Annotated in this window: 14 protein-coding genes; 4 read left to right on the top strand and 10 right to left on the bottom strand. The window is 71.4% G+C overall.

The features are described from left to right. Positions 1–37: 37 nt before the first annotated feature. Both AB5J73_RS46110 and AB5J73_RS46105 read right to left on the bottom strand, forming a co-directional pair. A complete protein-coding gene (locus AB5J73_RS46110) occupies positions 38–1081 on the bottom strand; it encodes an alpha/beta hydrolase (RefSeq protein WP_370966186.1) in 1044 nt (347 codons plus the stop codon). Positions 1082–1230: 149 nt separating this feature from the next. Further along, positions 1231–2196, bottom strand: coding sequence for a zinc-binding alcohol dehydrogenase family protein (locus tag AB5J73_RS46105; RefSeq protein WP_370966183.1), 966 nt, complete (start codon positions 2194–2196; stop codon positions 1231–1233). Between the two features lie 59 nt (positions 2197–2255). Here AB5J73_RS46105 and AB5J73_RS46100 point away from each other — a divergent pair, with 59 nt between their 5' ends. From AB5J73_RS46100 to AB5J73_RS46090, 3 genes are read left to right on the top strand one after another with little or no spacing between them, the layout of a single operon-like run. Then, the gene (locus AB5J73_RS46100; protein WP_086863451.1) at positions 2256–2459 is read left to right on the top strand and encodes a hypothetical protein; all 204 of its coding nucleotides are present in this window, start codon (positions 2256–2258) and stop codon (positions 2457–2459) included. Positions 2460–2470: 11 nt separating this feature from the next. Next, positions 2471–2950, top strand: coding sequence for a ribonuclease domain-containing protein (locus AB5J73_RS46095; protein ID WP_370966179.1), 480 nt, complete (start codon positions 2471–2473; stop codon positions 2948–2950). Then, positions 2947–3315 carry a barstar family protein gene (locus AB5J73_RS46090; RefSeq protein ID WP_370966176.1) on the top strand — a complete coding sequence of 123 codons (369 nt, stop codon included), beginning with the start codon at positions 2947–2949 and terminating at the stop codon, positions 3313–3315. The genes AB5J73_RS46095 and AB5J73_RS46090 overlap by 4 nt, the downstream gene beginning before the upstream one ends. Here AB5J73_RS46090 and AB5J73_RS46085 read toward each other — a convergent pair. Next, positions 3290–4267, bottom strand: a complete 978-nt coding sequence (locus tag AB5J73_RS46085; protein ID WP_370966173.1) for an Lrp/AsnC family transcriptional regulator — start codon at positions 4265–4267, stop codon at positions 3290–3292. The two genes, AB5J73_RS46090 and AB5J73_RS46085, sit on opposite strands and share 26 nt — an antisense overlap. 102 nt (positions 4268–4369) lie before the next feature. Between AB5J73_RS46085 and AB5J73_RS46080 the strand changes: the two genes are divergently transcribed. Further along, positions 4370–5671: an MFS transporter gene (locus AB5J73_RS46080; protein WP_370966170.1), complete on the top strand. Its 1302-nt coding sequence runs from the start codon at positions 4370–4372 to the stop codon at positions 5669–5671. A gap of 100 nt (positions 5672–5771) precedes the next feature. Here AB5J73_RS46080 and AB5J73_RS46075 read toward each other — a convergent pair whose 3' ends face one another. The 7 genes from AB5J73_RS46075 to cysD form a co-directional block, all read right to left on the bottom strand. Beyond that, on the bottom strand, positions 5772–6557 hold the full coding sequence (locus AB5J73_RS46075) for a hypothetical protein (protein ID WP_370973544.1): 786 nt from the start codon (positions 6555–6557) through the stop codon (positions 5772–5774). Positions 6558–6921: 364 nt separating this feature from the next. Beyond that, a complete protein-coding gene (locus tag AB5J73_RS46070) occupies positions 6922–7695 on the bottom strand; it encodes an enoyl-CoA hydratase family protein (RefSeq protein ID WP_370966167.1) in 774 nt (257 codons plus the stop codon). A gap of 38 nt (positions 7696–7733) precedes the next feature. Further along, the gene (locus AB5J73_RS46065) at positions 7734–8237 is read right to left on the bottom strand and encodes a DUF3291 domain-containing protein (RefSeq protein WP_370966165.1); all 504 of its coding nucleotides are present in this window, start codon (positions 8235–8237) and stop codon (positions 7734–7736) included. Positions 8238–8279: 42 nt separating this feature from the next. After that, positions 8280–8909, bottom strand: coding sequence for a cyclase (locus tag AB5J73_RS46060; protein WP_370966163.1), 630 nt, complete (start codon positions 8907–8909; stop codon positions 8280–8282). Positions 8910–9504: 595 nt separating this feature from the next. Continuing rightward, positions 9505–10242, bottom strand: a complete 738-nt coding sequence (locus AB5J73_RS46055; protein ID WP_370966161.1) for a sirohydrochlorin chelatase — start codon at positions 10240–10242, stop codon at positions 9505–9507. Continuing rightward, positions 10239–11501: a sulfate adenylyltransferase subunit 1 gene (locus AB5J73_RS46050; protein WP_370966159.1), complete on the bottom strand. Its 1263-nt coding sequence runs from the start codon at positions 11499–11501 to the stop codon at positions 10239–10241. The genes AB5J73_RS46055 and AB5J73_RS46050 overlap by 4 nt, the downstream gene beginning before the upstream one ends. After that, positions 11501–12421: a sulfate adenylyltransferase subunit CysD gene (gene cysD / locus AB5J73_RS46045; protein ID WP_370966156.1), complete on the bottom strand. Its 921-nt coding sequence runs from the start codon at positions 12419–12421 to the stop codon at positions 11501–11503. Before cysD ends, AB5J73_RS46050 begins: the two co-directional genes overlap by 1 nt. Between the last annotated feature and the right edge of the window lie 5 nt (positions 12422–12426).

The raw sequence follows: 12426 nt of genomic DNA, 5'->3' as shown, positions 1-12426 counted from the left end.
CCTACCGCCAACTCCGCGTGAAGACAGCGTGAGCGGATCAGCCCGCCGCGGTGTCTTCGCTCACGGCTTCCGACGCGGTCGCCGCGGCGCGCTTGGCCTGGGTGGTCCGGACCGCGCTCGCGGCGAAGTAGGTGAGCAGCTCCGCGATCTCGACCGGGTCGTCCAGCTGCGGGCAGTGCCCCCAGTCCTCGCGGACCAGCAGCCTGCTGTGCGGCACCAGCGTGTGCAGCTGCCGCCCGGACGCCGCGGTGACGAGCTTGTCCTTGCCGCACGCGACGACCAGCAGCGGGACCTGGACCGAGTCGAGGCGGTAGGCGTCGGCGAGCTCCGCGACGAGCTGCCGGGCCTGCTCCAGCCGGCTCTTGGTCGCGCGGTAGTCCGGGAACAGCGCGGTGAAGCGCTCGACCTGCGTGGCGTCGGCCGCCGCCGAGTCGGCGTAGAGCAGCCGCGGGACGAGCTGCTCGGCGACCTTGCGCACCAGGAAGCCCGGCACCGGGACGGGCAGGGACGAGTACAGCCGCAGCGGCAGCGGGTAGCGCGCCACCGTGCGGATCAGCCACGAGTCGACGAACCCCGGCGCGGCGATCGAGACGACGCCGGAGATCGGCAGCCTGCTGTTCTGCGCCGCGCGCAGGCTCATCGTGCCGCCGAGGGAGTTGCCCGCCAGCACGACCGAGCCGAGCACGGCCTGTTCGCGGACGACGGCGGTGGTGAACGCGTCGAGCTGCGGCAGCATCGGGCCGGGCCGCAGCGGCTGGGCGTCGCCGAACCCGGGCAGGTCGACCGCGACGGCCGGGATCCCGGCGGCCGCGAGCTGTTCCAGGGCGGGGCGCCAGGTGTCGGCGCTGTCGCAGTAACCGTGCAGCAGCACCAGGCGCGGCGCGGTGGGCCGCAGGTGCGGAACGGCGGCGCGGCGCCGCAGCGAGCGGCGGGGGAGCTCCGGTTCGGGGCCGGGGTCGCCGACCTCGAGGACGCGGGTGCGGACGCCGGCGTAGCGCCGGAAGGAGACCCGGATCGGGTCCGGATCAGTGCTGGGCCGGCCGCCCGGTCCAGCCGGTGCGGGCCGCTTCGTTGCGGTCATGTTTACAGATTAGCTTGCCGCCCTTGGGTTTTGGTCGAATTTGGGTGCTAACGACCAGATCTCGATCCGAGTACGTTGACAATTCACCAAGTGGGCGGTACAAGCGGTGACCTGGGCGGGCTGGTGGTCGATCCGCCCAGGTCAGAGCGTCAGCGGGTGAAAACGATCTTGCCGGCGGTGTCGCCGTCGAGCATCGCCCGGAACCCCTTGGCTGCCTCTTCGAACGGCAGTTCCTGCCCGATCTGCGGCCGCACGCCGGTCAGGTCGAGGTAGGCGAGCAGGTCCGCGAGCTCGTCGCGGGTGCCCATGGTCGAGCCGGAGACGCGCAGCTGCAGGAAGAAGACGCGCTGCAGCTCCGCACCCGCGTCCGGGCCGCTGGTCGAGCCGGAGACGACGATGATGCCGCCCGGCTTGAGCGACTTGACCGAGTGCGACCAGGTCGCCTTCCCGACGGTCTCGAACACGGCGTCGACGCGCTCGGGCAGCCGCGCGCCCGATTCGAACGTCTGGTGCGCGCCGAGGCTCTCGGCCAGCGCGCGCTTCTCCTCGGTGCGGCCGGTGACCCAGACCCGGAACCCGGCCGCGCGGCCGAGCTGCACCAGCGCCGTCGACACGCCGCCGGAGGCACCCTGCACGAGCATCGTCTGGCCCGGCCGCAGCCCGGACTTCACGAAGAGCATCCGGTAGGCGGTCAGCCAGGCCGTGCCCATGGTGGCGGCTTCGGCGAAGCTGAGCGCGGCAGGTTTGGGGACGACGTTGCGGGCCGGGACGATCACCTGGTCGGCGAACGTGCCCTGGTGCTTCTCGGTGAGCAAGGTGCGCTTCGGGTCGAGGGTGTCGTCGCCCTGCCAGCCCGGCGCGTTGATCACGGAGTGGATGACGACCTCGGAGCCGTCGTCGAGGGTGCCGGCGCCGTCGCAGCCGAGGATCATCGGGAACTGCTCCGGCTTGATCCCGACCCCGCGCAGCGTCCAGAGGTCGTGCATGTTCAGGCTGGCCGCCTTGACGTGCACGCGGACCCAGCCGTCCGGCGCGTCGGGTTCGGGTCGCTCGCCGACGACGAGCGAGTCCAGCGGGCTGTCTGCGTTGGGTTCCTGCGCGTACACGGCGAACATGTCCAGCAACGTACCGCCCCTGGCACGCGGAGGCAGCAGAGCGCGCGTAGGCTCACACCGTGTTCAACGGGCTTGCCGACTGGTGGGACGGGGTCGAGCTGTGGCTCGCGCAGGCTTGGTTCCCGGTCCAATTCGTGCTGGTCATGGTGGTCGTCGTGCCGCTGTGCCTGGCCGCCGCGTGGGTGCTCGACAAGCTCGTCGGGCTCTTCGCCCGCCGCTTGACCCCGGGGCGTGACGACGACCGCTCCGACGGGTCGGCATAGGCTCGCGCACCATGTTCAACCGAAGGCGGATCACCGCCGCGCTGATCGGGCTCCTCGTGCTGGTGCTGGGGGGCTGGCTGGTCAAGGACGCCGTCGGCGGCGGATCTTCGTCCCCCGCTTCGAGCAGTGCCCCCAGCTCGTCTTCGAGTGCGTCTTCGGGCGCCCCGGCCAAGGGCGGCGCCACCGTGCCGGGGTCCGACTCCGGGCTGCCGCTGAAGGCGCTTTCCGCGTTGCCCGCCCAAGCCGCGGACACGTGGAAGCTGATCGAAAAGGGCGGGCCGTACCCGTACCCCCGCAACGACGACGTCGTGTTCGAGAACCGCGAGAAGCGCTTGCCCGGCAAGAAGTCCGGCTACTACCACGAGTACACCGTGAAGACGCCGGGCAGTCCCGACCGCGGCGCGCGGCGGCTGATCACCGGGCAGGCGCACGAGCTGTACTACACCGGTGACCACTACTCGTCGTTCGTCGTCGTGGACCCGGCCCGATGAGCGCGTCGGAGCAGGCGAAGGCCGCCGCCGAAGAAGCGTTCGCCCGGGGCGCGTACCCGCACCTGGTGAACTCGCGGCCCACCGTGGACAAGGCCAGCACGCTGAGCGCGTTCGCCGCCGCACTGTCCTTTCCGGACCACTTCGGGCACAACCTCGACGCGCTCTACGACTGCCTGACCGACCTGTCGTGGCTGCCGCCGGGGGAGCACGTGCTGATCTGGCCGGGCTCGGACGCGCTGCGCAAAGCCGAGCCCAAGACCTACCTGGCGATCCGCAGCGTGCTCTCGGACGCGCAGCGCGCGCTCGGCCCGACCGGGCGCAGCGCCGGTTCGTGGCGGCTCACGGTCGTCCTGCCGGACGCCTGAGCGGTGTCCCCGCGCGCTTGACCGTGCGGATCACCGGCGCGCTCTCGAGGGTCTGCACGCCGCGGATCCCCGCGACGCGATCGGTGAGGTAGCGGTAGAGGTCGCGCCCGTCGCGGCAGTTCACCATCGCCGTGAGGTTCGTCGTGCCGGTGGTGGCGACCGCGAACGACGTCTCCGGGTGGCTCGCCAGCGCCTTGCCCGCCGCGGCCAGGTGCGCGGGCGAGACGGTGAGCCACAGCCGCGTCTCCGACCGGAACCCGAGCCGGGCCGGCGAGACGTCGAGGTGGTAGGTCAGCGTGCCGTGCCGCCGCAGCACGTCCATCCGGCGCCGCACCGCGGAGTCGGACCATCCGGTCGCCTTCGCCAGCGCCGTGTAGCTCGCCCGGCCGTCGTGGGCCAGCGCGTCGACGAGCGGCTGGTCCTCCGGTGCCGGCGGGAGGCCGGTGCCTTCGGGGGCCGGCGGCCGCAGCTGTTCCACCTGGGCGGGCGAGAGGCAGTGAAGCCCGCGCCACCCGTCCGGGAGCGCGAACGTGTGCAGCAGCTCGTGCGCGGACACGGTGGTGACGCGGCTCGCCCGCGGGAGCTTGTGCAGCAGCAGGTCGTCCCGCCCGGTCGTGTCGGGGGCGTGGACGGTGCAGGAGATCTCGGTGCCGCCGGAGAGCAGGTGCACCCACGACACGTCGGGCCGGTCGGCCAGCGCGTCCGCGACGGCGGCCCCCGCGTCCGGGGTGGTGCGCAGCCGCAGTGTCCACGTCGTGTAGCCGGCTTCGCCGCCGCTGACGGCGCCGGTGACGCGCAGGACGCCGGCGGTCCGCAGCCGCTGGTAGCGCCGGGCCGCGGTGTTCTCCGAGACGCCGAGCACCCGGCCGGCCGTGCGCATCGGGACGCGGCCGTCGAGCTGCAGCGCGTGGACCAGGCCGCGGTCGACGTCGTCCAGGGTGACGGTTTCCATGCGCCGAGCGTATTCGATGACGGCATGCGGCGGATTTGTCGATTTGTCTGGTGGTGATCGGCGCCGCGACCGCACCCTTCGGGCCAACCGAAGGGAGTTTCGATGCGCAAGTGGTGGCCGTTGATCGCGGTCTGTGCGGGTTCGTTCCTGTTCCTGCTGGACACGACCGTCGTGACGGTGGCGCTGCCCCGGATCGGCGCCGATCTGACGGCGTCGGTGGGGCAGCTGCAGTGGGTACCGGACGTTTACACGCTGGTCCTGGCGGTGCTGATGCTCGCGGCGGGTTCGCTCGCCGACCGCCGGGGTGCGCGGCGGGTGTTCGTAGCCGGACTGGCCGTGTTCGGGGCGGCGTCGGCGGCGTGCGGGCTGGCGCCGGACATCGGGACGCTGATCGCCGCGCGCGGGGTGCAGGCGATCGGCGGGGCGGCGCTGGCGGTGACCGGCTTCGCGGTGCTGACCGCGTCTTACGAAGGACGTGCCCGCGGGACGGCGATCAGCGTCTTCTTCGCGGTCAGCGGCCTCGGCGCGGCGGCGGGGCCGCTGGTGGGCGGCGTGCTGACCGAGTACTTCGGCTGGCCGGCGATCTTCTTCGTCAACGTGCCGCTGGCGTCGGCGACGGCGGTGTTCGCCGTGGCCGCGATCCGGCGGGACGTCCCGGCCCGGCGCGGCCGCTTCGACCTCGCGGGTGCGGCGTGGTTCGCGGTGGCGGCGGCGAGCCTGGTGCACGGGCTCACCCTCGGCGACTCGGGGCACTGGACGTCGCCGGTGACGCTCGGGGCGCTGGGCGTTTCGGCGGTCGCGTTCGCGGTGTTCGGCGTCGTCGAGCGGCGCCCGGATCCGTTGCTGGACCTGAGGTTGTTCCGCGACCGCGGGTTCACGACGCTGGTCGCCTGCGCGGCGGCGTCGACGCTCACGTTCGCGGCGCTGGTCTACGTTTCCCTGTGGCTGGGTCCTTCGTCGCCGGTCGAGGCCGGTCTCGCGCTGGCGCCGCTGGCCGTGGCGTCGTTCCTGACTTCCACGCTGCTGGGACGCTTCTTGCACCGCTTCCCACCGCGGCTCCTGCTGGGCGCCGGGGTTTTGCTGGGCGCGCTCGGCTGCGTCCTCTTGCTGGTCGCCGGCGTCCCGGCGGGCCTCGCGGTGACGGGCATCGGCGTCGGCATCGCGGGCCCGGCGACAGGCGCGGCGATCGCGGCCGCGGCACCCCCGGGCCGGGCCGGGATGGCGGCCGGGATCCTGACGACGACCCGCCAGTTCGGCCAGACGCTCGGCGTCGCGGTGCTGGGAATCGCTTACCAGGCCGGAGGTCTGCGCCCGGTCTACTTCGCGGCCGCGGCGTGCGGCGCGGTGGCGGGCCTGCTCGCACTGCTCCCGCTGCCGCACAAGCAGGCCCGCGTGCCGGCTTAGTCCCAAGCACCCCAATGTGGCGTTCGGTGCGTCAGACGCACCGAACGCCACATTGGGTGCGCTGGACGCAACCAACGCCACATTGGGGTGCTTTCGCGCGCTACGGGTGTCGGGCCACGGGAGGACGCGGACGTCGTTGCGCGACAGCGTAGGCCGCGCGCAGGTCGGCGATCACCCGGTCCGGCTCGGTGCGCAGGTGGATCGGCAACGTCTGGAGGAAGGTGATCCCCGCTGCCGTGTAGCGGGCGTTTCGGGCGAGGGTGTCGGAGTAACCGGTCCCCTCGCTGTGCCACTTGCGTGAGTCGATCTCCCAGGCGAACGCGACGTCGTCGCACCAGGCGTCCGGCTTGGCGATGAACTCGCCGTGCTCGTCGAAGACCCGGACGTTCCATTCGGCCGGTGGCAGCCCGGCGAGTTTCCAGATCTCCCACGCTTCGGCTTCGGCAACCGATTCCGCACCGCCGAGGATCGCTTGTAGAGCTCGCCGAGCCAGCGCCGAACCCCGTTGGCTGCCGAGGCGGAGCTCCTTCTCGAGTTGCTCCGGTGTGCAACGCCTGCGTTGTACTGCCTCGGCAAGCAATGCCTGCACGGCGTCGAAATCCCGGATGCGGCGCGCCGCATCGAGCGCTGCGCGGTAGACCGGCGCGACGGGCAGACCGTCTCGCGTGACCGGGTCGGGTAGCCGGGTCGTCCGTTCGACGAGGACGAAGCCGCAGCTGGTGATCTCACGCTCATCCGGGACGAGGATGTGCACGTCGGTGGGCTCCGGAAATTCCTGAAGTCCCTGTCTTCGCAGTGCCCAGAGCCCGGTGAGTACCGCGGCGCCACCACCGCGGATCAGTGCGGCCTGCAAGCGCTGTTCATCAGTCGGTTCTGCCGGGTGCAGCAAAATGATTCCCGGCAACAACCGCCGCCATGGACCGCCGGGCAGGCAGCGGCGATAGACGCTGCTGCGTTGCATGCCGATCTCTTCGAGCTCGGCTGTTCGCACGACGTCCGGAGTGTTTGTGTGGCCGGCAACCAGCGGGTGCCGCGCCCAGATTCCCCTCTTCACGCTTGGAGGATCCTCGAACCGGTCGGCAAAAGGCCAGCTCAGGGCGCCGCGAACGGTCCGTTGGTGACGCAATTGGCCAGAATTCAGCCGTTCGTGACGTCCCGGCTCATGCGCCCCAATGTGGCGTTCGGTGCGTTGGACGCACCGAACGCCACATTGGGTGCGCTGGACGCAACCAACGCCACATTGGGGTGCTTCAGTCCTGCGGGACCCAGTTCGGCTTGCGCTTCTGGGCGAAGGCCAGGATGCCCTCCTGGCCTTCCTCGCCGGCGAAGAACTTCGCCGACAGGCCGAGCATCTCCTCGAAGCCCTCCGACGGCGTCGCGTACCGGGGGCGGCTCAGCAGGGCCTTCGTTTCGGCCAGCGCCTTCGGGCCGCCCGCCGCGAGTGCCTTGACGAAGCGCGTGACCTCGGTGTCCAGTTCGGACGCCGGGACCGCCGAGTTGAGCAGGCCGATCTCCACCGCGCGGCGGGCGTCGAACGTGTCGCCGGTCAGGAACAGCTCGTGGGCCGCCCGCGGGTTCAGGCGGGGGAGGACCGTCAGGGAGATGATCGCCGGGACCACGCCGATGCGGACCTCGGAGAAGGCGAACGTCGCTTCCGGGACCGCGACGGCGATGTCGCACGCCGCCACCATGCCGATGCCGCCGGCGCGGGCGGGGCCGGCCAGGCGGGCGACGACCGGCTTCGGGCTGGTCCACAGCTGCTCGAGGATCTTCGGGAACTCGTTGACGCCCTGGTCGCCCGCGCTGCCGCCGCGGGCTTCCTTGAGGTCCATCCCCGCGCAGAACACCGGGCCGGTGTGGGTCAGGACGATCACGCGGACGGCGTCGTCGGCGGCCGCGGCGGCCAGCGCGGCCGACAGTTCGCGGCGCAGCTGCGCCGACAGCGCGTTGCGGTTGTGCGGGGAGTCCAGGGTGATCGTGGCGGTGCCGCCCACCACGTCGTAGTGCACCAGTTCGTCAGCCATGCCCGTCACCCTTGCACACTCGCCGCGCGGCGCCGGTGTTACGCGGGGCACAGCCAGCCGGGGTCACCCTCGCGGGCGCCGGCGGTGGGCGAGAAGTGCTGCTTGAGCGTGAACGCCTCCGGGGTCGGGCCGTGGACGCGCAGGTGCTTGATCTTCGCTTCGGCGTCCGCGGTCGTCGGCCGGTACCCGGCGGGCACCCACCACAGCGCGGTCATCACGTCCTGGACGCGGTGGAACCATTCGCGGCGGCGCTTGAGGACGGCCAGGTGCTCGCCGGAGAACACGAAGTCCGCCAGCGCCTCGACCGACGTCCACACGGACATGTTGACCAGGATCCCGGACGTGCCGCGGACGTCCCATTCGAAGGCGCGGACCGAGGTGGCGTCGCCGTCCTCGGTCTGCAGGCGCCAGACGAAGCCCGGCGCGCGGTCGGCGATCGCGTTGACCGGCTCGAGCGCGTCGACGAAGTCCCGGAAGGACTCGTCGTCCAGCGGTGCCTTCATCCGGCTGATGTTGACCTGAGCGAGTTCGAAGTTCCCCATGCGGCCACCCTACGGGCGGAACCCGCAGGGTGGCCGGGGAAATCAGCCGATGGTCGTCGTGGTGAAGACGGGGCTGGGGTTGGGGAAGCAGGCCGTCGGCGCGGTGACGTCGCCGATGATGCTGCTCGCCACCGCCTTGAAGGTCAGGCCCGGGTCGCTGTAGCTGGTCCCGGACAGCTTCGTCTCGATGGTGCCCGACTGGCCGGCCGTCAGGTGCGCGGTGATCGTCGGCAGCTCGAAGGTCGCGCCGCCCGCGATCGGGCCGGGGAAGCTGAGCGTCGCGACGCCGTTCGCGACCGCGATGGTCGGTGCCGTGCTGCCGAGGCCGGACCCGCCGGCGAGGTCGGCGCCGACGTAGGTGGAGTTCGCCGGGATCGGGAACTTGAGCGCGAAGGTGTTGATGTTCTTGACCTTGTTCCCGCTCACGTCGCCGGGCACGGTGTTCGGTGCCGGGTCGATGACGACGTCGAACGCGCCGCCGGGGGCGACCGTGGCGGGCGCGGTGACGTCCGCGTCCTGGTTCAGCGACACCTTCTGCGGGCCGACGATCGGGGCATCGGCCTGGCAGTCGAAGGTGACGGTGGTGGCCGCCGACGCCGGGGCGGCGAGGGCGATCGGAAGGGCGGCGGCCGCGGTCAGAGCGGCGAGCCGGGAAAGGTGAAGAGCTTTCATCTGTATCCACCTACCTGCGGTTTCAAGAGGGGAGGGAGAAAGCTGCGCAGCGCTTAGATAGTTACCGGCAAGTTAACTAGCGCGTCAAGGATTTACCGTTCCCATGCACGCGGGGTGACGGCAAATGTGAATAAGACTCGCCTTTTGGCGGTGGTGGCGCCGCTGACCTGCTGTTCTGGGGTACGGACAGTGGCTCAGATGTCCTTCCCGAAGTGCGTACTGGGAGCAGGTCTGATCCGTGCTGGCCCGGGGGGGGGGCGAAGCGCCGCCGGTTCGGTCGTCGTTCACGCCGCAAGTTGGACGCGCCCAGCGTCGACAGGGCTTGTTTGCTCGCCACGCTCACGGATTGTCTAGTGCTGGCGGCCGGCGCTTCTCTGGTCCTCCAAGTGGCAAGGGAGCCTTGCGCATGGGCACTTCGCCGTCGACGCTGCCTCCTTGACGCGACCTGTCTCCGTCAGCGAGTGCCCGGATGGATCCGAACCCCGGTCCTTCTGATCCGTAGTCAGATGCCCGAGCGGGCTTCGCGCACCGGTGGTCGAGCAAGAACCTTCTGATCTCTAGGTCGCAGGCGCGAAGCCTGCCGCACCTTCCCGCCCTAGGCGTACTGGCGGAGCAATCCGCTCACCGCGGACGCGTACCGGCTGATCACCACGTCCGCCACGCGCGGGTCGTCCGCCAGCGGCTTCGCGATGAACGCTTTCGGGTCGGCCTCCAGGGCCAGCCGGGCGATCCGGTCCGGCAGCAGGCCGGGCGCGAGGAACCACGATGCGACGATCAGGTGCCGCACGCCCCGCTCGTGCAGCCGGGCGGCGGCCGCGGGGATGTCCGGCTGGGTGGCGGACGCGAAGGCCTCGCTCACCGGGACGCCCAGCCGCTCCTCCCAGCGCGCGGCGAGCGAAGCGACGACCGCGTTCGCGGAAGCGTTCGACGAGCCGACCGCGCTCAGCAGCACGCCCGCGCCCCGGCGGTGAGAAGCCGAGGCCAGCCGGTCCAGGGCCACCGCCTCCAGGGCCGGGTCCGCGCCGAGCACGTCCGACACCTGGATGTGGAAGCCGGGGCACTCGGCCACGACCGCCTCGATCAGCGCGGGCAGGTCCACCCGCGCGTGGAAAGCGCTGCCCAGCAGCAACGGCACCACGACCGCCGCGCGGTGGCCGTCCGAATAGAGCCCTCGCAGGACGTCCGTGACGAGCGGCGCCGACAGGTCCAAAAAGGACTCGTGCACTTCGATACCCGGCGCCTGCGCGCGCACGACGTCCACGAGCGCCCGCACGGTCGCCGCCGAGCGGGGGTCGCGGCTGCCGTGCGCGACGGCGACCAGGGGTGGCGTCACGAGAAGCGCTCGCCCACCAGGCCGGCGGCCAGCGTGTCGCCGTCCTTCGGGTCGATCACCAGGAACGCGCCGGTGCGCGGGCTGACGCCGTAGTCGTCGACCCCCAGCTCCTCGGCCAGCCGCAGCGTGACGCGGCCGATGTCGTTGAGCTCCAGCGTGGCCGGGCCGTCCACACTGGACAACGTCTGCTCGTCGAACCGCGCGTGCAGCTCGTCGACCAGCGCCTGCACCGTGCGGGTGCCGTGCTTGACCAGGACGCGCGCGCCCGGCTTCAGCGGCTTCGACGACAGCCAGCACAGCGTGCCGGTGATCTCGTCGGTGACCTTCGGCGGCGCTTCCGCGGCCGCGATCAGGTCGCCGCGGGAGATGTCGATGTCGTCGGTCAGCAGCAGTGTCACCGACGTCCCGGCGCCGGCCTCCGCGAGCGGGCCGTCGGCGGTGTCGATGCGTTCGACGCGGCTGCGGATGCCCTGCGGCAGCACGACGATCTCGTCGCCCGGGCGGACCGTGCCCGCGGCGATCTGGCCCGCGTAGCCGCGGTAGTCCAGGTACTCCGCCGTGCGCGGGCGGATCACGTACTGCACCGGGAACCGCAGCGCGGAGTCGTGCGGGTCGGGGGCGACCGGCACGTCCTCCAGGTGCTCCAGCAGGCTCGGGCCGCTGTACCACGGCGTCCGCTCCGACCGGCTGGCGACGTTGTCGCCCTCCAGCGCCGAAACGGGGATCGCGAGCACCGAGCCGCGCGCGTAGCCCAGCGACTCGGCGTGCTCGGCGAACTCCTCGGCGATCACCGTGAAGGTCGCCTCGTCGTAGTCGACCAGGTCGATCTTGTTCACCGCCAGCACCAGCTGCGGCACGCCCAGCAGGGCCAGCACGGCCGCGTGCCGCCGGGTCTGCTCGATCACGCCCTTGCGCGCGTCGACCAGCAGCACCGCCAGCTGCGCGGTGGACGCGCCGGTCACCGTGTTGCGCGTGTACTGCACGTGCCCCGGCGTGTCGGCCAGCACGAACGACCGCTTCGGCGTGGCGAAGTACCGGTAGGCGACGTCGATGGTGATGCCCTGCTCGCGCTCCGAGCGCAGCCCGTCGACGAGCAGCGACAAGTCCGGAGTGGACAGTCCCTTGTCGACGGACGCGCGGGTGACGGCGTCGAGCTGGTCGGCGAGCACCGACTTCGTGTCGTACAGCAGCCTGCCGACCAGGGTGGACTTGCCGTCGTCGACGCTCCCGGCCGTGGCCAGGCGCAACAGCGAGCTCATCAGAAGTACCCCTCACGCTTGCGGTCTTCCATGGCCGCTTCGGACATCCGGTCGTCGGCGCGGGTCGCGCCGCGCTCGGTGAGCCGCGACGCGGACACCTCGGCGATGACGTCTTCGACGGTGGCGGCGTCGGACTCGATCGCGCCGGTGCACGAGCCGTCGCCGACGGTCCGGTACCGCACGGTCAGCTCGCGCACCTCTTCGCCGGGACGGGGACCGCCCCACGGGCCTTCGGCCAGCAGCATCCCGTCGCGCAGGTAGACCTCGCGCCGGTGCGCGTAGTAGATCGACGGCAGCTCGACCTTCTCGCGGGCGATGTAGTTCCAGACGTCGGCCTCGGTCCAGTTGGACAGCGGGAAGACGCGCACCTGCTCGCCGGGGCGGTGCCTGCCGTTGTAGAGGTTCCACAGCTCGGGCCGCTGCCGCCGCGGCTCCCACTGGCCGAAGGCGTTGCGCAGGCTGAAGATCCGCTCCTTCGCCCGGGCACGCTCCTCGTCGCGGCGGCCGCCGCCGAAGACGGCGTCGAACTTGTTCTCGGCGATGGTGTCGAGCAGCGGCGTGGTCTGCAGCGGGTTGCGCATCCCGTCGGAGCGCTCTTCGAGGCGCCCGTCGTCGATCCAGTCCTGGACCTTCGCGACGACCAGGCGCAGCCCGTGCCGCTCGACGACGCGGTCGCGGAACTCGATGACCTCGTCGAAGTTGTGCCCGGTGTCCACGTGCAGCAGCGGGAACGGCACCGGCGCCGGCCAGAACGCCTTGATCGCCAGGTGCAGCAGCAGCGTCGAGTCCTTGCCGCCGGAGAAGAGGATCACCGGCCGGTCGAACTCGCCCGCCACTTCGCGGAAGATGTGGATGGCCTCGGATTCGAGAGCGGCCAGGTTGTCCTGTGCCGCGTCGGTGGCGGGCTCCAGAGTCGTCATGCGTC

It is taken from the genome of Amycolatopsis sp. cg9, assembly GCF_041346945.1.
Lineage (GTDB): Bacteria > Actinomycetota > Actinomycetes > Mycobacteriales > Pseudonocardiaceae > Amycolatopsis.
The sequence above is the reverse complement of the archived record's forward strand: the minus strand, read 5'-3'. Positions and strand labels throughout refer to the sequence as shown.

What these genes read in the sequence shown, in the direction of transcription:
- AB5J73_RS46110 (WP_370966186.1), bottom strand. Translation starts at nt 1,081, where the DNA reads ATGACCGCAACGAAGCGGCCCGCACCGGCTGGACCGGGCGGCCGGCCC.
- AB5J73_RS46105 (WP_370966183.1), bottom strand. Translation starts at nt 2,196, where the DNA reads ATGTTCGCCGTGTACGCGCAGGAACCCAACGCAGACAGCCCGCTGGAC.
- AB5J73_RS46095 (WP_370966179.1), top strand. Translation starts at nt 2,471, where the DNA reads ATGTTCAACCGAAGGCGGATCACCGCCGCGCTGATCGGGCTCCTCGTG.
- AB5J73_RS46090 (WP_370966176.1), top strand. Translation starts at nt 2,947, where the DNA reads ATGAGCGCGTCGGAGCAGGCGAAGGCCGCCGCCGAAGAAGCGTTCGCC.
- AB5J73_RS46085 (WP_370966173.1), bottom strand. Translation starts at nt 4,267, where the DNA reads ATGGAAACCGTCACCCTGGACGACGTCGACCGCGGCCTGGTCCACGCG.
- AB5J73_RS46080 (WP_370966170.1), top strand. Translation starts at nt 4,370, where the DNA reads ATGCGCAAGTGGTGGCCGTTGATCGCGGTCTGTGCGGGTTCGTTCCTG.
- AB5J73_RS46070 (WP_370966167.1), bottom strand. Translation starts at nt 7,695, where the DNA reads ATGGCTGACGAACTGGTGCACTACGACGTGGTGGGCGGCACCGCCACG.
- AB5J73_RS46065 (WP_370966165.1), bottom strand. Translation starts at nt 8,237, where the DNA reads ATGGGGAACTTCGAACTCGCTCAGGTCAACATCAGCCGGATGAAGGCA.
- AB5J73_RS46060 (WP_370966163.1), bottom strand. Translation starts at nt 8,909, where the DNA reads ATGAAAGCTCTTCACCTTTCCCGGCTCGCCGCTCTGACCGCGGCCGCC.
- AB5J73_RS46050 (WP_370966159.1), bottom strand. Translation starts at nt 11,501, where the DNA reads ATGAGCTCGCTGTTGCGCCTGGCCACGGCCGGGAGCGTCGACGACGGC.
- cysD (WP_370966156.1), bottom strand. Translation starts at nt 12,421, where the DNA reads ATGACGACTCTGGAGCCCGCCACCGACGCGGCACAGGACAACCTGGCC.